19 protein-coding genes are annotated in these 20,429 nt (G+C 55.1%); 18 read left to right on the top strand and 1 reads right to left on the bottom strand.

Features of this window, described 5'->3' with window-relative positions; translation table 11 throughout:
• Positions 1-2: 2 nt before the first annotated feature.
• Complete coding sequence (locus DG177_RS06380; protein ID WP_337658569.1) at positions 3-500, bottom strand: hypothetical protein; 498 nt, start codon at positions 498-500, stop codon at positions 3-5.
• 456 nt (positions 501-956) lie between these two features.
• On the opposite strand from DG177_RS06380, the gene DG177_RS06375 reads away from it, so the two are divergent.
• From DG177_RS06375 to ftsA, 18 genes are all read left to right on the top strand, one after another.
• Positions 957-1,952, top strand: coding sequence for a cysteine synthase A (locus DG177_RS06375; RefSeq protein WP_108810728.1), 996 nt, complete (start codon positions 957-959; stop codon positions 1,950-1,952).
• Positions 1,945-2,325 (top strand): hypothetical protein, encoded by a 381-nt coding sequence (locus DG177_RS06370; protein WP_337658568.1) that lies wholly within the window; start codon positions 1,945-1,947, stop codon positions 2,323-2,325. The genes DG177_RS06375 and DG177_RS06370 overlap by 8 nt, the downstream gene beginning before the upstream one ends.
• A 6-nt stretch (positions 2,326-2,331) precedes the next feature.
• Complete coding sequence (locus tag DG177_RS06365; protein ID WP_108810727.1) at positions 2,332-3,111, top strand: DUF4350 domain-containing protein; 780 nt, start codon at positions 2,332-2,334, stop codon at positions 3,109-3,111.
• A 316-nt stretch (positions 3,112-3,427) separates the two neighbouring features.
• Positions 3,428-3,916: a division/cell wall cluster transcriptional repressor MraZ gene (locus DG177_RS06360; RefSeq protein ID WP_108810726.1), complete on the top strand. Its 489-nt coding sequence runs from the start codon at positions 3,428-3,430 to the stop codon at positions 3,914-3,916.
• On the top strand, positions 3,913-4,875 hold the full coding sequence (rsmH, locus tag DG177_RS06355; protein WP_108810725.1) for a 16S rRNA (cytosine(1402)-N(4))-methyltransferase RsmH: 963 nt from the start codon (positions 3,913-3,915) through the stop codon (positions 4,873-4,875). Before DG177_RS06360 ends, rsmH begins: the two co-directional genes overlap by 4 nt.
• Positions 4,875-5,477 carry a hypothetical protein gene (locus DG177_RS06350; protein WP_108810724.1) on the top strand — a complete coding sequence of 201 codons (603 nt, stop codon included), beginning with the start codon at positions 4,875-4,877 and terminating at the stop codon, positions 5,475-5,477. The genes rsmH and DG177_RS06350 overlap by 1 nt, the downstream gene beginning before the upstream one ends.
• Positions 5,474-7,162 (top strand): penicillin-binding transpeptidase domain-containing protein, encoded by a 1,689-nt coding sequence (locus DG177_RS06345; RefSeq protein WP_108810723.1) that lies wholly within the window; start codon positions 5,474-5,476, stop codon positions 7,160-7,162. Before DG177_RS06350 ends, DG177_RS06345 begins: the two co-directional genes overlap by 4 nt.
• Positions 7,163-7,193: 31 nt before the next feature.
• The gene (locus DG177_RS06340) at positions 7,194-8,645 is read left to right on the top strand and encodes a UDP-N-acetylmuramoyl-L-alanyl-D-glutamate--2,6-diaminopimelate ligase (RefSeq protein WP_108810722.1); all 1,452 of its coding nucleotides are present in this window, start codon (positions 7,194-7,196) and stop codon (positions 8,643-8,645) included.
• Entirely contained in the window at positions 8,642-10,090 is a 1,449-nt protein-coding gene (locus DG177_RS06335; RefSeq protein WP_108810721.1) for a UDP-N-acetylmuramoyl-tripeptide--D-alanyl-D-alanine ligase, read from the top strand. Before DG177_RS06340 ends, DG177_RS06335 begins: the two co-directional genes overlap by 4 nt.
• Positions 10,090-11,160 (top strand): phospho-N-acetylmuramoyl-pentapeptide-transferase, encoded by a 1,071-nt coding sequence (gene mraY, locus DG177_RS06330; RefSeq protein WP_108810720.1) that lies wholly within the window; start codon positions 10,090-10,092, stop codon positions 11,158-11,160. The genes DG177_RS06335 and mraY overlap by 1 nt, the downstream gene beginning before the upstream one ends.
• Positions 11,157-12,491 (top strand): UDP-N-acetylmuramoyl-L-alanine--D-glutamate ligase, encoded by a 1,335-nt coding sequence (gene murD, locus DG177_RS06325; protein WP_108810719.1) that lies wholly within the window; start codon positions 11,157-11,159, stop codon positions 12,489-12,491. The genes mraY and murD overlap by 4 nt, the downstream gene beginning before the upstream one ends.
• The gene (locus DG177_RS06320; protein WP_108810718.1) at positions 12,488-13,741 is read left to right on the top strand and encodes an FtsW/RodA/SpoVE family cell cycle protein; all 1,254 of its coding nucleotides are present in this window, start codon (positions 12,488-12,490) and stop codon (positions 13,739-13,741) included. The genes murD and DG177_RS06320 overlap by 4 nt, the downstream gene beginning before the upstream one ends.
• Positions 13,738-14,937, top strand: coding sequence for an undecaprenyldiphospho-muramoylpentapeptide beta-N-acetylglucosaminyltransferase (murG, locus tag DG177_RS06315; protein WP_108810717.1), 1,200 nt, complete (start codon positions 13,738-13,740; stop codon positions 14,935-14,937). Before DG177_RS06320 ends, murG begins: the two co-directional genes overlap by 4 nt.
• Positions 14,934-16,340 (top strand): UDP-N-acetylmuramate--L-alanine ligase, encoded by a 1,407-nt coding sequence (gene murC, locus DG177_RS06310; protein ID WP_108810716.1) that lies wholly within the window; start codon positions 14,934-14,936, stop codon positions 16,338-16,340. The genes murG and murC overlap by 4 nt, the downstream gene beginning before the upstream one ends.
• A complete protein-coding gene (gene murB / locus DG177_RS06305; RefSeq protein ID WP_108812811.1) occupies positions 16,337-17,254 on the top strand; it encodes a UDP-N-acetylmuramate dehydrogenase in 918 nt (305 codons plus the stop codon). The genes murC and murB overlap by 4 nt, the downstream gene beginning before the upstream one ends.
• On the top strand, positions 17,251-18,198 hold the full coding sequence (locus tag DG177_RS06300; protein ID WP_337658567.1) for a D-alanine--D-alanine ligase: 948 nt from the start codon (positions 17,251-17,253) through the stop codon (positions 18,196-18,198). The genes murB and DG177_RS06300 overlap by 4 nt, the downstream gene beginning before the upstream one ends.
• Before the next feature lie 10 nt (positions 18,199-18,208).
• Positions 18,209-19,096 (top strand): FtsQ-type POTRA domain-containing protein, encoded by an 888-nt coding sequence (locus DG177_RS06295; protein WP_108810714.1) that lies wholly within the window; start codon positions 18,209-18,211, stop codon positions 19,094-19,096.
• Between the two features lie 61 nt (positions 19,097-19,157).
• Positions 19,158-20,417: a cell division protein FtsA gene (gene ftsA / locus DG177_RS06290; RefSeq protein WP_108810713.1), complete on the top strand. Its 1,260-nt coding sequence runs from the start codon at positions 19,158-19,160 to the stop codon at positions 20,415-20,417.
• Positions 20,418-20,429: the final 12 nt, after the last annotated feature.

Raw genomic sequence — 20,429 nt, 5'->3', positions numbered from 1 at the left:
CGCTAGCGGGACATTGCTCCATGGCGTTCCAGCAGGGAGCGTTGGGCCAATGCCTTTTGACCGATTTCGAGAGCCTCGCTCAAGTCAAACCCAAGCTCGTTATTGAGGTTATTAAATACTTCAATTGCTTCACGGCAACGCTCTTCAATCAAGCTGGCTTCCCGCAACCCGCGGTCTGTGAGATGAAAGGTTTTTCGCCTCTGATCATTTGGATCCGGTTCGCGCGTGACGAGCAATAAGTCTTCGAGGAGCGTTGTGCGCTGCGCCGTTAACTGATGCTGTTCCTCCAATGCTTTGGCTATTTCAACCAAGGAAGAGGGGCCGTTGTGATCAATAAACAAAATCGTTGATATTGCTCTAGAGGGAGCAACTAATCCGGCTTCGCGGAAAAAGTCATCGCCCTGTTTCCCGATAATATCGGTTAAACGTAGCGCCCGTGCACCGACAAATGCTTCACTGAATGAAAGGCGTTCATAGAACGGACTGTTGTTAGTTTCCATCGACGATTCCATCATATATGCATATAATTGCGCAATTAGTTGCATATATGGCGCTATGTCAACTATTTTCTGTGGTGTCTTCACGTCCGATCTAGGCGCGGCGCGACTAACTTGGTGAATTCGGAAACAACATCGTCCCCGGCTAAATCGGGAAAATGCCTGTCCTACACAGGGCCGCATCGGTTATACTCGCCAATGCTTTGTTGTGTTGCAGGATATCGAACATGCGCTCTGGATTCAAAATTTCACGATGTACCAGGACGGTGTGAATTGTGTGAACTTTGGAAAAATCTTACACGCTAAATCTGGCTCAAAAGCCTTGGTTCACTTTGTCAACTTCGTTGGAAAATTGCTGGCGACGGGAGGCAAGAGATCGTCTGTCACTAAAGCTATGCTTTTGCCTTGCCAAATTGTCCCCGCTTGTCGGCATTGGCAACGCGCACTAAAGGTGTCTGTATGAATATACTGAACAATACGCTCGACCTGATTGGCAACACCCCTCTCGTTCGTCTCGCTGGCCCCAGTGCTGAGGCTGGCTGCGATATCTATGGCAAATGCGAATTTGCCAATCCCGGTGCTTCGGTGAAAGACCGGGCTGCCCTCTTCATTGTGCAAGATGCCGAGGAGCGCGGCTTGCTGAAACCCGGCGGGATGATTGTCGAGGGGACGGCGGGCAATACCGGGATCGGAATTGCTCTGGTCGCCAATGCCAAGGGCTATAAGACGACCATCGTGATGCCGGAAACGCAAAGCCGGGAAAAAATGGATACGCTGCGTGCGCTGGGCGCGAAGCTGGTCCTGGTGCCAGCAGCACCCTATGCCAATCCGGGCCATTTTGTGCATACCAGCCGCCGTCTTGCCGAAGAGACAGACGGCGCGGTCTGGGCGAACCAGTTTGACAATGTCGCCAACCGCCGAGCGCATATCGAGACGACTGCCGAAGAAATCTGGGCCCAGCTGGACGGGGAGGTTGACGGTTTCGTGTGTGCGGCAGGCACCGGCGGCACGATTGCCGGTGTTGGCATGGCGCTGAAGGCCAAGAATGAAAAAGTCATGATCGGGCTCGCCGATCCCCATGGTGCGGCGCTCTATAATTATTATGCCCACGGTGAACTGAAATCCGAAGGGAGCAGTGTTGCTGAAGGGATCGGGCAGGGCCGGATCACCGGTAATCTTGAGGAGGCCCCGATTGATACGCAATACCGGATCAGCGACGAGGACGGCATCAAATGGGTTGAGCGACTGCTTCAGGAAGAAGGGCTGTGTCTCGGCCTCTCATCGGGGATTAATGTTGCGGGTGCTATTGCGCTTGGTAAAGAACTTGGGCCGGGCAGCAAGGTCGCGACGATCCTGTGTGACACTGGTTTTCGCTATCTGTCCTCGCTCTACAATGCTGCGTGGTTGAAAGAGAAAGGATTGCCGGTTTTTCCCTGGCTAGCCGACGATGACTGAAGATTCGAAAAACAAGAGTGACCGTCAGGATACGATACAGCGCATCCAGGTAGGTGTGGTCGGTCTGGTGGCTGTCCTGTTGCTGGTTAGCATCGCCAATTTCGTGTTGCAAAGAGCCAGCGACGAGCAGTCGGCGCTTGAGGAAATTCAGGCAGAAGCGGCAAGCGGTACACGGGAGTTGGCCACAGAGGTTGTGCCTGAACCAGCTCCCGCACCTTCAGAGCCCTTGGCTGAACTGGGGATCACACCTGCGCCCGTGCAGGAAGATGAAACCATCAAGCCGATACCGACTGTGCCAGGTACGCGTGCGCAGGTGGTTCCGGATCTGGAGCCCGATCCGAAGCTCGAAGCGCCAATGGATCAGGAACGATAAGCATTGATGCGATGGCTCGCATCTGGATTGATGCTCCTCGCTGTCACGGGGTTATTGTTGCAATGCAGCCCGGCCTCGACCAGCGCAGCTGAGGAAAGCGAAGCCTCTACCAAAATCCAGTTGATGACGAGTCTGCCGATCGTCTGGGGTGAGGGCGCATCTATGGAAACTATATTATCAGGCACAACAGAGGCCGCCCCGATTTACACCCATTGGCGAGGCAAATATGATATCTCCGCGGTCGATAGTTTTGAAGCCCTGGACAGTTCCGCCACCGATGTTGTGATACTGGCGCAGCCGCCTGCGATGGATCCGGCGGATATAGCGGCACTGGATGCCTGGATACGCGATGGCGGCAAGGCGATCATTCTGACTGACCCGATGTTGCTCTGGCCGACAGAGCTATCCCTTGGAGACACAAGCCGCCCGCTTGCGTCCGGACTGTTATCCCCTTTGCTCAACTATTGGGGATTGGAATTGCTCGCACCGGATGCAGATGGAGCAGGCCAGGTGGTTCTGGAATTTCCTGAAGCAACGATTACCACCGTTGGTATTGGAACGTTCAAACCTTTGTCGGGCAAAAGTGCCAGTCATGCCAATTGTGCGCTGAGCAAGGCAAATATCATCGCGCGTTGTGAGGTCGGTGAAGGGCGGGCGATCATCATTGCCGACGCTGATTTTCTAAATGATGCTCTGTGGGGAGATGATGTTAATGAGGGCACAAAAATGGAGTCGCGGGATGCCCGGCGCTTGACCGATATTTTTGTTGCAGATTTGATTAAATGACACTGATTCCCTGCTTAGGTGCTCATCTGGATAGAGTTTAATACCATGTTTCCAACCACTAAACCGAGTTTTGGCCGGATCTGTCGAATGGACTTCAAATTTAAACACTTAAAAATCAATGAGTTAGATAATTCTACCCAAAAATTCCCGTAATATCCCGTAAAATCCCCTTCCATCCCCACCGCTCCCCTGTTAACCCTATTCCGTTATCGGGGTAAATTTCCTGTCCGGGATTCTGATGTTTCGGGAGTGGCTCATTGCGCGCTTCTCCGAGCGGGAGAGATTTGCCTTGCGATAGTGTTGAGGGATTGAGGCTGTGTCAGGCAATTACGCTTATTCAGGATCGGGTATTTCCGCGATAGACGACAAGGGTCGTCTGTCCGTTCCTGCGTTCCTGCGTAAAGACTTGATCGCGAGCAGCGATGGTCGCGTGCTGTGCCTCGGTAAGCATGAAAAATGGGATTGTCTTGTTGGCTTTGGACTAAGCCGCAAGATCGATATGCTGGCAGAAATCGACAAGGAAGAAGAGATCGCCATCGCCCGGTCAGAGCCCTATGACCGCGATGCAGCAGGTGCCCGCAAATTCTCCACGCTTCAGGACCTCAGCTTCGATGCCAGTGGCCGTTTTGTTCTGCCGCCCATGTTGCAGGCGATTAGCGGTCTGAAGGATAAAGTCATTTTCCACGGCATCGGCAAGACATTCTGCCTTTGGGCGCCGCAAGCGCTGCTCGACACGACCGATGATGTGCCGGTGGACAAGCGTCTTGTAGAGTTTCATCTGAGCGAATTGGGGAAAAAGAAATGACCCCCGATGAAGCGACCATCCCTGCAAAGCCCCATATCCCCGTTTTGCTCGACGAAGTCATAGATGCACTCGCCATTACCCCGGGCGAAACGCATGTCGATGGCACGTTCGGCGCTGGCGGCTATAGCATGGCGATGATTGCAGCTGGTGCCAAGGTGCACGGCTTTGATCAGGATCCTGATGCCATTACTGACGGCAAGCCTTTGGTTGAAAGCTCTGATGGCAAGCTCACATTGCACCATGCTTTCTATTCGCAGATGGCTGATGTGCTCGGCGGAGAAGATATTGACGGCGTCACATTGGATATCGGCGTATCTTCTATGCAGCTCGATCAGGCGGAGCGCGGATTTTCGTTCCAGAAAGATGGACCGCTTGACATGCGCATGTCTCAGGACGGTCCCAGCGCTGCTGATTTCCTGAATGAGGCCGAAGAAGAAGATATTGCGGATGTCATTTACCGCTATGGTGAAGAACGTCGATCCCGAAAAATCGCCAAAGCAATCGTCAATGCGCGGCCACTGACCCGCACATCTGATCTGGCCAATGTTGTTCGCAAGGCGCTGGGCCAAAAGCCTGGAGATAAAAAAGATCCTGCAACACGGACCTTTCAGGCGATCCGCATCCATATCAATCGCGAGCTTGGTGAACTGGAAGATGGCTTGCTCGCCGCGGAGCGACTGCTGAAGCCCGGCGGACGCCTTGCCATTGTGACCTTCCACAGTCTGGAAGACCGTATCGTCAAAAATTTCCTGCGCAACCGCAGCGGACAACAATCCGCCGGTTCGCGTCATCTCCCACAAGTTTCCGAAAAACGGCCGGCGCCCACCTTTCATAAACCAGCCAAACTGGTGCGCCCGACCGGGGCGGAGCAGGTCTCTAATCCCCGAGCCCGCTCCGCCACCCTCAGATCAGCGGTGCGTTCCGACGCTCCGAGCCATGCACAGATGGGAGGCGTGTAATGAAACTGGCAGTGAAACGTCTTGAAGGTATCGGCTGGCTCGCGCTTGTTTTTCTTGTCGCGATCCTGCTCTATCCACTATCTCTCAGCGTGGCCACGTTACGCAGTGACCTAGCGCGCACTGACAGCAAGATTGTGTCCGTCAAAAAAGAAATCCGTTATCTTGAAACAGAGTTTAGTGCACGCGCCAATTTGCGGCAACTCGAACACTGGAACAAGTTGGAATATGGCTATGTATCGCCCAATGCCTCACAATATCTGGATGGAGAGCGCGCACTGGCCAATCTTGGCGGCAAGGATTTGCGCAAGCCTGTTAAAGTGGCCGTTATCAGTACTATGGACAAGGTTCAGCCGGCAGGCATTATCGGCTCAGTCTTCCCGACCGCTTCAGCCAAGGTGCACGATGGCGGGATTAATGACACCGCGCCCGTCGCAATAAATGGCGAAGCCGACGGCGCTGGAGAAGAGCCCACAGCGGCTGAGCTACGCGAAACCAAAACCGCGCGTGTCGCTGATATGGAAGATAAGCTACTCGATGATGGATTAATCAAGCAGCTAGCGGCAAGGGCGGATAGTGAGCAGGCGGGGAGCCGTGCTCAATGACCACTCTTCTGGCAAGCAGCAGAAAAATGCAGTTTTCCGGGAAAAGTAAGGAGGTAGCAGCCAGCGCCCACTTTCGGTTGATGGTGTTGCTACTGGTGTTTCTTGCCATTTTCACAGTTATCGTCGGGCGATTGATAAGCTTCAGCATATTGGAAGATGCCAAACCCACGCGGATGTCCAGCTCGGCGTTTGTGCCGGCACGTGGCGATATCGTGGATCGCAATGGTGTTCCTTTGGCGCGAACGATGAAAGGTTATGCGATCCGTGTGGTGCCAGAGCGGGTGCTCGGTGATAAAATATTACTGGCCCGGCAATTGTCAGAATTGTTTCCTGACACAACGGCGGCCGAGTTTCTCGCAAAGCTTGAAGGGCCACGGCCAACCTATTTGCGGCGTCGCGCGCTGCCTAATGAGGTTAAGCAAGTCCATGCGCTGGGCGAGATTGGTATCGAATTCCCACGAGAAAACGAACGGCTATATCCGCAGCGCGATCTGGCGGCTCATGTCCTTGGCTATGTCGATGCGGACAGTGAGGGCGTGATGGGAATGGAGCGGGCGCTTAACGACCGCCTTAAGGATGAGAATCTGCGCGGCGCCCCGGCAGCACTTTCGATTGATAGTCGTGTCCAAGCTGCACTTGAGAGCGAATTGATGGTCGCGATGACCGCGCACGAAGCCCGCGGAGCGGCCGGCATTATACTGGACGTGCAAACGGGTGAGGTCATGGCATTGGCCTCGTTGCCGGTTTTTGATCCCAATAAAATCCGCAAGGCGACGATGAAATACCAAACCAATGATGTCACGCAAAGCGTCTTTGAACTGGGTTCCACATTCAAGCCCTTGACGGTTGCCGCGGCGCTTGATGCGGGTACTGTGACGGATCTTGCGGTCCGATATAACGCAACCGAACCCATCAAGGTGGCTGGCTTTAAGATCAAGGATGATCACGGGCAGAATCGATATCTCAACGTGCCGGAAACACTGGTACACAGCTCTAATATTGTGACTGCACGTATTGCCGACAATCTCGGCAAAGAAGGCATGGAACACATGATCCGGCGGCTCGGTTTCGACGAGAGACCTCATATTGAACTGGCCGAACGGGGCAAGCCGCTTTGGCCGCAAAGCTGGGGTCGGGTTACGAATATGACGGTTGCGTACGGGCACGGTATTGCGGTTACGCCGCTTCATCTGGCTAGCGCTTATGCGGCGCTGGTCAATGGTGGTATCTGGCGGCCAGCTACGCTGTTAAAGGTTGAGCCAGGCGAGGAGGCGGAGGGGCGCCGCGTATTCAAGGCGGCAACAAGCGCTCGCATGCGGCAACTGTTACGGATGATTGTGTCTAACGGTACAGGGCGCAAGGCCGATGCTCCGGGATACCGGATTGGCGGCAAAACCGGCTCGGCGGAGAAACCTGCTGATGGAGGATATAACAGAACCTCTCTGGTCTCCACATTTGCTGCGGCATTCCCGATGGATAACCCCCGCTATGTCGTCATTGCGATGCTCGACGAGCCAAAGGGCAACGCCGAAACAGGTTTTCAGCGGACAGCTGGCTGGACCGCAGCACCTGTTGTTCGCAGGGTGGTGCCGCGGGTAGGGCCGATGTTGGGCGTGGTACCGGATGAACATCGAGATGTTGATGTGTCGGAGCTGACTCCTTTGCTCTGGTCACCGAAAGGATAGGCCCGTGAAACTATCCGCTCTTGTCGCCGGAATGAATGACGCGGCCCTAGAAAGCGAAGAAGGCGAAGCCCATGTGACCGGTTTTGCCATTGACCATCGCAAGATCGCGCCGGGCAATATTTTCGGTGCCTTTCAAGGCGCAAGGGTCAACGGCGAGGATTTTATCGAGGCTGCGGTTGCAGCTGGCGCGTTAGCGATTGTTGCGCATCCCGACGCGCAAGTCGATGGGGCTACGCATATTTCTGACGCAGAACCGAGGCGTCTTTTCGCATTGATGGCAGCGCGCTATTTTACACCGACACCGCAATATGTCGCGGCCGTCACGGGTACTAATGGCAAGACATCAACCGCAGAGATGACACGCCAGCTTTGGCGTATGGCTGGCCTCAACAGTGCCTCTATCGGGACGCTGGGCGTTACGACAGCGGACGATCAGGTCAAGACCGGTCTTACCACGCCGGATATAGTCACCTTTTTGTCAAACATGTCCGGTCTTGCCCGCGAGGGAGTCAGTCACGCAATATTTGAAGCGTCTAGTCACGGTCTTTCTCAATATCGTACTGAAGGATTGCCCGTACAGGTTGGTGTATTCACCAATCTCAGTCGCGATCATCTTGATTATCATGGCGATATGGACAGCTATTTCGAGGCCAAGATGCGGCTGTTTGATGAAGTGGTTGACGACGCCGGAACCGCGGTTGTCTGGGCAGATGATGAACGATCTGCCACTGTCATAAAACGCGCTATGGATCGCGGGTTGAACCTATTCACAGTAGGAGAGCAAGGCACATCATTGCGGCTCTTGTCGCGTACACCGACGCAATTGGGCCAGGTGCTGATGATAAAAGCGCAAGGCAATACGCATCGGATCGCCTTGCCGCTGATCGGTGCTTATCAGGCCGCGAACGTCATGTGTGCTGCCGGGGTCGTGCTTGCGACAGGTGGAGCGCTGGAGGATGTGTTCGATCATATGCAACGCGTACAGCCAGTGCGCGGCCGCTTGGAACGGGCGGTCATCACGAAAGTGGGTGCGCCTGTTTATGTTGATTACGCGCATACGCCCGATGGTTTGCGGGCAGCGATTGATGCGTTGCGGCCTCATGTGAAAGGCCGGTTGATCACGATTTTCGGGGCTGGCGGTGACCGGGACAAGGGTAAGCGTCCGGAAATGGGCAAGGTAGCCGTGGAGCTGTCGGATTTGGCTATCGTAACGGACGACAATCCGCGCAATGAGGATCCGGCGGCCATTCGCGCCGATATCCTGGCAGGGGCACCGGGCGCGGAAGAGGTGGGAGACCGCCGTGCGGCCATTGGCCTTGCTATTGGTCTAGCTTGTCCGGATGATATCATTTTGTTGGCGGGCAAGGGGCATGAACAGGGACAGATTATTGGCGATCGCGTGATCCCGTTTGATGATGTTGAAGTCGCCCGGGAATGCGCCCGCAAAGCCAACGGCACACCGCAGCCGGAGACGGCAGCATGACGGCCCCGGTCACATCGGCAATCTGGACATCGTCCGCCATCGCCGCAGCTGTGGGCGGAGAGGCTAGCGCTGATTTCGAAGTTGGCGGCGTGGCTTTCGATTCACGCGAAATTGGTCCTGGCGACCTGTTCTTTGCGCTGAAAGGTGAACAGAGCGACGGGCACCTTTATGTTGATGATATCTATACCGCTGGCGGAGCGGGCGCGGTCGTCAGTGAACCGGTTGATGGCCCTCACATATTGGTGCCGGACACCACCAAGGCGCTAAGCGATCTGGCCATTGCATCGCGGGTCCGCACTGATGCGAAGATTATTGGAGTTACGGGGTCGGTAGGGAAGACCGGCACCAAAGAAGCCCTTTTTGCAGCTTTAAACCGTGCGTCCATGGGAAAGTCCCATCGGTCGGTGAAAAGCTACAATAACCATGTTGGCGTTCCGCTGAGCCTGTCGCGTATGCCGGCGGGATGCCAATATGGGATTTTCGAAATGGGTATGAACCATGCCGGTGAACTGGCGCAGCTAACCCGGCTCGTCCGTCCTGATGTGGCTATCATCACTGCTATCGCCCCGGCTCATATCGGTCATTTTTCTGATGTCGAAGCGATTGCAGATGCCAAGGCTGAAATTTTTCAGGGGCTGACGCACGAAGGCACAGCGATCATTCCTTATGATAGCGACCATTACCAGCGGCTTCGCAAGGCCGCTTTGCGACACACCAAGAAGGTCGTCACCTTTGGCTTTGATGCTGACGCCGATGTGCGTGCTATTGATGTTGTGCCGGCCCAGGGTGGCGGTTCACTGGTGACGGCGAGTTTTCGGGATGATGGCGAAGGGGATCGCAGCCTCTGCTTCACGGTTGCAGAGCCGGGCAAGCACTGGGTATCCAATGCGCTGGCCATCTTGGCAGCGGTGCGGGCCGTCGGCGGTGATCTGGCGTCGGCCGGTCTGGCGCTGGCGGAATTGCAGGGTCTCGATGGTCGCGGCAGGCGCCATCAGATTGAACTGAAACAGGGCGAGCCAAATACCGGCCGGGCGCTGCTAATTGATGAGAGCTACAACGCCAATCCCGTGTCGATGAAGGCCACATTAGGGCAGCTGGCACGGGAAAATTGTGGCGGGAAAAAAATCGTCATCCTCGGCGCTATGGGGGAGCTGGGTGATCAGGCGCAGACCTATCATGAGGCCTTGGCCGATGACATAGTCGCTTCTGGTGCACAGACGATCATATTGGTCGGCGATGAAATGGCCTATACATCGGCCAAGCTGGCCGAAATAGTTTCGGAAAAACTTGATCACACCCCGGAAATATCTCATGTCGCTGGCTCTTCGGAGGCGCTGACTGAAGTCGCAGGGGAAATCGGCGACGAAGACGTCCTTCTTATCAAGGGGTCAAATTATCTGGGGCTTTCCAAGGTCGTTACGGCTTTGGTGGGCGGGGAGTATTAATGTTTTATCTATTGGCGCAATGGCTTGATTTTGAAGGCATATTCAATGTCTTTCGTTATTTGAGTTTCCGTTCGGGTGCAGCGGTTGCAACCGCATTGTTTATTGGCATGTTGATTGGACCGAGATTCATCAGCATGCTGCGGATGAAACAGGGCAAGGGCCAGCCTATCCGCGAGGACGGGCCGATTACGCACCTGAAAAAAGCCGGTACGCCGACCATGGGCGGCCTGATGATTTTGCTTTCAGTGGTTATCTCCACTTTGCTGTGGATGGACCTGAGTAATATCTTCGTCTGGGTTTGTATCTTCGTGACGCTGGGTTTCGGGGCGATAGGCTTTATGGATGACTATGACAAAGTCAGCAAAGCCAGTCACAAAGGCGTCCCCGGTCGTGTCCGACTGTTGATGGAGTTTATTGTAGCCGGATTTGCAACATGGATCATTGTCCAGCAGATCGGTACCAACCTCTATGTGCCGTTTTTTAATGACGTACAGATTAATCTTGGTTGGTTCTATTTCCCCTTTGCTATGTTTGTGATTGTTGGCTCTGGCAATGCGGTAAACCTGACCGATGGCCTCGATGGCTTGGCAACCATGCCGGTAGCGATCGCCAGTGCAACCTTCCTGATTCTAGTCTATTTGTCAGGCAACGCGGTGTTTTCCGAATATCTCGGTATTCCCTTTGTTGCGGGCGCCGGAGAACTGGCGATCTTCTGTGCCTGTATCATAGGCGCCTGTCTGGCTTTTCTCTGGTTCAACGCGCCGCCCGCTGCGGTATTCATGGGCGATACCGGCAGCCTCGCCCTTGGCGGTGCATTGGGTGCAATTGCCGTTTCAATCCATCATGAAATTGTTCTCGCTATTGTTGGCGGGCTTTTTGTTCTGGAGGCGGTTTCCGTTATTGTTCAGGTCTTTTTCTTCAAACGCACCGGCAAGCGGGTTTTCCGCATGGCTCCGATTCATCATCATTTCGAGCAGCTGGGCTGGTCTGAATCCACCGTCGTGATCCGCTTCTGGATCATCAGTCTGGTTCTGGCACTGGCCGGGCTTGCGACACTAAAACTCAGATGATGCGTTCGTCCGCCTTTGCCAATAAAAGCTATGCCATTTTAGGCCTGGCGCGATCCGGCATGGCGACGCTCGATGCACTGCACGCCAGCGGCGCGAGATTATTGGCTTGGGATGTCCGCGAGGATTTGCGTGAGGCGGCCAGCGAAAAGGCCATTGTCGCTGATCCACTGGAATCTGATCTCAGCGACTATGATGCGATAATCGTGTCGCCCGGTGTGCCGCTCAACACGCATCCTATCCGCGACAAGGCGGCCGATGATGGTGTGCCAATTATCGGTGATATCGAATTGTTCGCGCAGGCACGGCGGTCGCTGCCGCCGCATCGTGTCGTCGGAATCACCGGCACCAACGGCAAGTCCACGACCACGGCGCTTTTGCATCACATCATTCAAAGCGCAGCATTGCCAACCCATATGGGTGGCAATATCGGTGTGCCAATTCTATCGCAGGAACCGCTGGCAGCGGGGGGCGTCTATGTACTGGAACTGTCCAGCTATCAGATTGATTTGACCCATAATCTCGATTGCGAAGTTGCAATGTTGCTCAATATCAGTCCGGATCATCTTGATCGCTACGACAATTACGATGCTTATGCCGCAGCGAAAGTGCGTCTGTTCGACATGATGGGTTCGAACCATGTTGCGATATTCGGCAGTGCTGATGAAAAGACGCAACTTGCGTTGCAATTCATCCGGGATGAAGGCCGAGTTCAGAATATTGTGGATAGCAGCTCTGTCACTTTGGAAGGGCAGGTCGATTGGCCGTCGCTGCAAGGGCCTCATAATCTACAAAATGCAATTGCTGCGGTGGTCGCTGCGGAAGCCTTGGGCATCCATGAACATCAATGGCGTCCCGCTTTGGCAAGTTTCAAAGGACTGCCGCACCGGATGGAACGCGTGGCGGAGGCCGATGGCGTATTATTTGTAAATGACAGCAAGGCAACAAATCCTGCCTCCACCGGTCCTGCCCTTGGCGCCTATCCTAAAATCCACTGGATTGCCGGTGGACTGCCGAAAAGCGACGATCTGAAGGAATGCAAACCCTATTTTGGTAATGTCCTGCAGGCTTATACTATTGGCGATGCCGGACCGATGTTCGGCGAATTGCTCGCCCCGCATATGCCGGTGGATTCTTGCGAGATGATCTTGACCGCGGTGCAGCATGCGGCCGCCAATGCGAAACCCGGGGAAGTGGTCCTGTTGTCACCGGCCTGTGCATCATTTGACCAGTTCAAGGATTTTGAAGCGCGGGGCGATTGCTTCCGCAATGCGGTGGATAGCGTCATCGAAAATAGTCTAATCGGAACAGCGGCTGGGGGCAGTATAGAATGACCGATGGAACAACCTCAAACAGTGCATCGTCGGGAGGTGCATTGCCCGAAATTGCCGCAGGCCTCAAAAAGAAGCGGTTTCAGCTGGAATCGCGCCTCGGGCGCAGTGACCGTTCACCATTGGCAATCTGGTTCTGGGAACTGGACCGGGTGTTGCTGGCTTTGATGCTGACCTTGATTGCTATTGGCTTAATTGCAGTGGCCGCGGCATCGCCTGTGACTGCGTTGAAGCATAGTACGGCCGCGGTTTCGCTGGATCCGCTCTACTATTTCTATCGCCAGCTCGGCTGGGTGATTGTTGGTATCCCGGTGATGCTGGTGGTGTCTATGCTTCCCAAGGAACAGGCCCGGCGGTTCGCGATCATCGCCGCTGTGGCAGCCTTTGCCTTGCTGTTTCTGGTGCCGATTTTCGGCAAGACCGTCAATGGCGCACAGCGCTGGATTGGCTATGGATTTGCCACGGTTCAGCCCGGTGAGTTCCTGAAGCCCTTTTATGCCATTTCGCTAGCATGGCTGTTGTCGCTGCGGGTTAAGGACCCATCACTGCCGGTGATCTCATTGTCTTTTGTGCTGACAGGCGTTGTTGCCCTGTTGTTGATGATGCAGCCTAATCTGGGACAGACTATTATATTCTGCGGGATCTGGTTTGTGTTGATGATGATTTCCGGGCTTTCCGCTCGATTAATAGCAGTCATGGGCGGCGTCGGAGTGAGCGGATTGGTGGCAGCCTATTTCTTTTATCCGGTGGCCACACAGCGGATCAATTCGTGGTTATTTGGCGGTGATGAATTTGATCAGGTTATGCTGGCGCACAAAGCTCTAACCGGCGGTGGCCTGCTGGGCACTGGTCCGGGGTTGGGAACCGCCAAGTTCAAGCTGCCTGAGGCGCATACAGATTATATATTTTCGGTCATTGGCGAGGAATTCGGACTGCTGGCCTGTGTTGCTATTGCTCTGGTCTATCTTGCAATCATTGTCCGTGTCTTCTTACGCCTTCTGGACGAGGAAGATAATTTCATCATTCTCGCCGTCGCCGGACTGACCGCGCAATTTGGCGGACAGGCATTGATCAACATGGCGGTCAACGTGCAACTCTTCCCTTCCAAGGGCATGACATTGCCGCTGATAAGCTATGGCGGCTCTTCGTTCCTGGCCCTGTCGCTGGGTGTTGGACTGTTGCTGGCATTCACGCGCAGAAACCCCTATTTAGATCGCTCACTTTATGTCACAAATGGGATGGTGGCCAGATGAGCTTTACGAAACATTATGTCCTCGCCGCAGGCGGAACCGGCGGCCATATGATTCCAGCCTATGCGCTGGCTAAGGAACTTGTTCAGCGCGGTCACCGTGTTGCCCTGATCACGGATGAACGGGGCGAAAAAATTCCCGGCATGGTCGATGACGGTCAGGTCCATGTCCTGCCTGCAGGCCGGATCACCAAGGACCCGCGCGGTTGGCTATCTGGCGCACGCGCGATCATGAAGGGTCGCAAGATGGCGATGCAGCTTTATGATGCATTTGAGCCATCCGCCGTTGTCGGTTTTGGCGGTTATCCTGCGTTCCCGGCTCTGCTGGCGGCGAACCGGAAGAAAATCCCGACAATTGTCCATGAACAAAACGCCGTGCTGGGTCGGGTCAACCGGCTGGCGGCACGATCGGTCAATGCGATTGCGACCGCATATCCCGATATTTTAAGGCTGAAGCCCAAATATCAAGAAAAGGTCCATCTGGTCGGCAATCCAGTGCGTGAGGAAGTCGTTGCGCTGCGCGAGGAGCCCTATCCACCGCTGACCGAGGAAGGCATTTTCCGCGTGCTTGTAACGGGCGGTAGTCAAGGTGCGACAATCCTGTCGGACATTGTGCCCGATGGTCTGGCGTTGCTGCCCATGCATCTGCGCCGGCGTCTGCAGGTGACCCAGCAATGCCGGGAACAGGATATCGAACGGGTGCGGGAGAAATATGCCGAACATGATATTCCGGCGGAACTGGCAACCTATTTACCGGATTTGCCCCAACGACTGGGCTGGTCGCATCTGGTGATTGGCCGCGCCGGGGCCTCGACTATTGCCGAGCTGACAACAGCAGGTCGTCCGGCGATCCTGATCCCGTTGCCGATTGCGACCGATGACCATCAGACGCAAAATGTCCGTGAAATGGTAGCCGCCGGTGGTGCGCGTTCGATTGCGCAGCCGCAATTCACTGCCAAGGAGCTCGCCAAACAGATGCAGAAAATGGCGCTCGGACCTGATGCGCTGCAAAATGCGGCGCGCTTTGCTCGCAAATGTGGTCGCCCCGATGCGGTCAGTGATCTCGCTGATCTGGTAGAAAGCATTGGCACCTCGCCGCTGTCCAAGCCTTTGAAAGTCAAGTCGGACTCACCGCAGCTGTCCCCGAGCCAGCGCCCGGCACTGGCGAAGAATGTGCTGGCGAAAGAAAGCATGCAATGAAGGGTGTCGGCACAGATATTGGCACGATCCATTTCGTCGGTATCGGCGGTATCGGTATGTCCGGCATTGCCGAAGTCATGCATAATCTCGGCTATCAGGTGCAGGGTTCCGATATGGCCGAAAGCTATATTGTCGAAGGTTTACGCGCCAAGGGTATCAAGGTGACCATCGGCCAGAAGGCGGAGAATGTCGAAGGCACTGCCGTTGTGGTCATCTCGACCGCTGTCAAGCGCGGCAATCCGGAAGTGGAAAAGGCTCTGGAAGACCGTATTCCGCTTGTCCGGCGCGCGGAAATGCTGGCTGAACTGATGCGGTTGAAGCGGACGATCGCGATTGCTGGGACCCATGGCAAGACGACGACCACCTCGATGGTCGCGGCGATGTTGGATGCTGGCGGGATAGATCCAACCGTGATCAATGGCGGGATCATCAACAGCTATGGCTCCAATGCACGGCTGGGCGACAGCGAATGGATGGTGGTTGAAGCGGATGAAAGCGATGGCAGCTTCCTGCGTCTTGATGGCACGATTGCGGTTGTCACCAATATCGACCCGGAACATCTCGATCATTATGGCAGCTTTGACAAGATCAAGGACAGTTTCGTCGAGTTTATCGAAAATGTGCCCTTTTATGGTGCAGCGATCCTGTGTCTCGATCACCCGGAAGTGCAGGCGATCCTGCCGCGTATCCGTGACCGGCGTCTAATCACTTATGGCTTTTCCGCGCAGGCCGATGTGAAGGGCGTCAATGTAACCCCAATTCCCGGCGGTAATCGCTTTGATGTGGTCGTGCGCGACCGCGATGGCGAGACGCGGACCATCGAAGGCATCACGCTGCCGATGCCCGGGCGGCACAATGTAGAAAACGCGATAGCAGCCGTGGCGGTCGGCCTCGAAATGGGCATGAGCGACGAACAGATTGCCAGTGGCTTCGATCAATTTGGCGGCGTCAAGCGGCGCTTCACCAAGGTTGGTGAAGTGGATGGAGTGTCGATCATCGACGACTATGGTCACCACCCGGTCGAAATCCGCGCAGTGCTTTCTGCCGCACGCGAAGGCGCAGAGGGTCGCGTCATTGCCGTAGTCCAGCCGCATCGGTTCACCCGGCTGCGCGACCATATGGAAGATTTTCAGCAAGCGTTTAACGATGCCGACATGGTCTATGTGACGCCAGTTTTCGTCGCTGGCGAAGATCCGATAGATGGCGTGGACAGCGAAGCTCTTGCCGCTGGCCTACGCAAACGCGGACATAGGGTGGCGGAAACCGTGGCGGACGAAGCGGATTTGACTCAACGCCTTGCCGAGGTTGCGGAAGACAAGGACATGATCGTCTGCCTTGGCGCAGGAGATATTACCAAATGGGCGGCGGGACTGGCCGATGGCATGAAAGCGGTGCGGTCATGACGGTGGCCACAACCCTCCCAGAAACCCGCGGCAAGCTAACCGCCGAAGCACCGCTGGCGCCGCTCGTCTGGTTCAAAAGCGGTGGTCCGGCCGAATGGTTGTTTGCGCCCAAGGATATTGAAGACCTGCAGCAATTTTTGCGGGACCTAGACCCAGCTATTCCTGTTTGGCCGTTGGGGTTGGGGTCCAATCTTATCATTCGCGATGGTGGAAAACGCGGCGTGACGGTGCGATTGGGCAAGGCCTTTGCCGGGATTGAAACCGTTGGCAAGGGACGGTTCGGAATAGATAATATACTGATTTGCGGTGCCGGTGCACCCGGTATTTCCGCTGCTAGCATGGCGCGCGATCATGGCATTGCGGGCATGGAATTTTTGCGCGGTATTCCCGGTACAATTGGTGGAGCGGTTCGGATGAATGCTGGTGCCTATGGCCGGGAAGTCTGTGACATCCTGGAGAGCGCGGACGTGGTTCTGAGAACCGGTGAATTGAAAACGATCTCGCTGACCGAAATGGGATATACCTATCGCCATTCTGAATTGCCGGAAGGTGCGATCGTGGTCAGCGCAACGCTGCGCGGAACCGATGGTGAACCGGAAATTATCGGAGCAGAAATGAAACGCATTGCCGACGAACGTGAGGCTTCGCAGCCATTGCGTTCCAAAACCGGCGGCTCGACTTTCAAAAACCCCGATGGGCACAAGGCATGGCAACTGGTCGATGAAGCCGGTTGTCGTGGTTTGCAAATCGGCCAAGCGCAGGTGTCAGAGAAACACTGCAACTTCCTGCTCAATCTGGGCGGTGCAACCTCGGCGGATATTGAAACCCTCGGCGAAGAAGTGCGCCGGCGGGTGAAAGAGCATAGCGGCGTCGAACTACAATGGGAAATTCAGCGCGTGGGGGACGAAGCATGAGCGATAAACTCCCGGAAAAACTCCCGGAAAAACTCCACGTCGCAGTATTGATGGGTGGCTGGTCCGCCGAGCGTGAGGTTTCGCTGATGAGCGGCAACGACGTAGCCGCTGCGCTTGAGAAAAATGGCCACAAGGTGACGCGTATCGATATGGACCGCAATGTCGCGATGGTATTGGACGGCGTGAAGCCGGACGTCGTGTTCAATGCGTTGCATGGTTGTCCCGGTGAGGACGGCACGGTGCAGGGCATGCTTGATCTGATGCAGATCCCCTATACACATAGCGGACTGGTGACGTCGGTCATCGCCATCGACAAGGAATTGACCAAACAGCAATTGGTGCCTGCTGGTATCCCAATGCCCGACGGCAAGATGGTCAAGAGCAAGGACATATTTGAAGCCGATCCTCTGCCACGACCCTATGTTCTGAAACCGGTCAACGAAGGCTCCTCGGTCGGTGTGGCCATCGTCACCGATCAGGGTAATTACGGCAATCCAATAGGCCGAGATGTATCGGGACCCTGGCAGGAATTTGACGAGCTTCTCGCGGAGCCTTTTATCAAGGGCCGCGAACTGACGACGGCTGTCGTCGGCAGCAAAGCTCTATGTGTAACTGAGCTAAGAACCAAAGCCGGTTTCTACGATTATGATGCTAAATATACCGAAGGTTTGACCGAGCATATCTGCCCGGCGGAAATTCCCGCCGATATTGAAAAACTCTGCCTCGACTATGCGTTGCGCGCGCATCAGGTTCTGGGTTGCAAAGGGACATCCCGGACAGACTATCGCTGGGATGACGAATTGGACGCGGATGGTCTGTTTGTGTTGGAGACCAACACCCAGCCCGGCATGACACCGCTCAGCCTGGTGCCGGAACAGGCTAGGCAAATGGGAATTAGTTACGAAGAACTGGTCGAAATGATCGTTAGGGAAGCCCTTAAATGAGGAAAAGGCGATGACAGCAGCATCAGTGAGACGGACAAATAAGAAGTCCAAAGCTAAGCCTCGCAAGGCGAGCAGGAAAAAAGTGCGTCAGGTCTCGATCTTTGACAAGATTCTGCGGGCCATGCCGGTGACCGAGGCACAGGTACAGAAAGGTTTGACCTGGGGGTTGGTCGGCGTGTTTATATTGGGCGCTTACAGCGTTGCGCATTATACCGGTATCAACGAACGCATCAGCAGTCAGATTGCTACCTCTGTCGGCGCCGCTGGATTTGAAGTGAAGCGGGTCGAAGTCACCGGCGTCAATCGGATCGACGAGCTGAAAGTCTATGAAATCACATTGGCACAAAAAGACCGTTCCATGATGCTGGTTGATATTGATCAGGTGCGCGAAGACCTGATGGGCAATGGCTGGATCAAGGATGCTCGGATCTCGCGCCGCTTGCCCGACACATTGGTGGTCGAAATTGTCGAACGGGAACCCGCAGCCGTCTGGCAGCGGGATGGCAAATTGTCCCTGATCGACCAGACGGGATACCCGTTGCAACAGATACGGCAGGAAGAAATGCCAGATCTGCCTGTGATTGTGGGTAAAAAAGCCAATAAACGCGTGCCGGAACTTACCAAGTTACTGAACGTTGCACCGGCACTCAGTCCGATGGTGACAGGCGCGACCTGGATCGGTAATCGGCGCTGGAATCTGGAATTTGAAAGCGGGGAAACGCTCGCATTGCCGGAAGGTGAAGAGACAGCGGCCGCGGCCCTGCTCAACTTTGCCCGAATGGACGGAGTTAATCGCTTGCTCGGACGTGGGGTTGTTCATTTTGATCTGCGCGATTCAGAACGCGCTTATCTTCGGATGCCGCCGAAGGCCGAGACATCACCAGAACCAGAGGGTTAAACAAGACGCTATCGATTGGGGGCACCATGAGGCAGCAAAAAGGAAATAAGGGAACAGACAAATGGCAGCACGGGTAGAAAAGATTTTTACCGCTTTGGATATTGGATCGTCCAAGATCACCGCGATGATCGCTGGTCGGATGGACAATGGCGATATTACCGTGCTGGGAACCGGGCAGCGTGCCAGCAAAGGCGTGAAGCGCGGTTATATTGCCGATACCGAACGGACCGAACTGGATGTCCGCGACGCAGTTGAACAGGCTGAGCGTATTGCCGGAACCAATATTGATGATGTCTGGGTGAGCTTTTCGGCCGGTGGTTTGAACAGCATGCTGACATCTGTTGAAACAGAACTCGGCGGTCACCGGATTGAGCAGGAGGATATTGACCATCTGTTGAATGCCGGACGCAACAGCATCGATCCACAAGGCAAGATGGTCCTGCACGCACAGCCTGCGCTCTACACAATAGATGGACTGGCCGGAGTGAAGAAGCCGAAGGGCCTGCATGCTGACCGTCTGGGCGTGGACATCCATGTGATCCTTGCTGACGCATCGCCGGTACGCAATATCGACATGAGTGTGCGTGGTGCCCATCTTAACGTGAAATCGATTATCGCGTCTCCCATTGCGGCTGGCACAGCCTGTCTGTCCAAGGAAGAACGTGAGCTGGGCGTCGCACTGGTCGAACTGGGAGCAGAGGTTACCAACGTTTCGTTGTTTGCAGGGGGTATGCTGGTCGGTCTTGCGACACTGCCTTATGGCGCTGCAGATATTACCGACGATATTGCATCATCCTTTGGTTTGCGCCGCGCGCAGGCCGAGCGGATTAAATGTTTTCATGGATCGGCGACGACCAGCCCGCGAGACAATCATGACGTGATTGATCTGCAACTGGATGAGACGGGACCGGAAACCGACGAAGAGGGTCGCATTACAAAAGCGCAGCTCATCGGAGTTATCCGTCAACGCCTTGATCATCTCATTGGTGAAATTGGCCAGACGCTGAAAACACTTGGTTTTACCGGACCGGTTGGACGGCAGGTCGTGCTATGTGGCGGTGGTGCTGAGCTAAAAGGGATTGCGGATTACGCGCAGTCAGCATTGGGTCAAACCGTTCGCATCGGACGGCCTACCGGTCTGACGGCGTTGCCAGATGCGCATAGCGGTCCGGGTTTTGTCGGTCTGGCGGGTCTCGCGCTTTATGCCTCGCAAGAACCTGTCGACCTCAGATCGCTTTCCAGTAGCCATCAAAACGTCCACAAATATGCCGGTTCTGCGGTAATTGGGCGGTTGATGTCGGCAATCCGGGGGAATTTTTAAGAATTTACGAAA

This window comes from Sphingorhabdus sp. Alg231-15 (assembly GCF_900149705.1).
Lineage (GTDB): Bacteria > Pseudomonadota > Alphaproteobacteria > Sphingomonadales > Sphingomonadaceae > Parasphingorhabdus.
The sequence above is the reverse complement of the archived record's forward strand: the minus strand, read 5'-3'. Positions and strand labels throughout refer to the sequence as shown.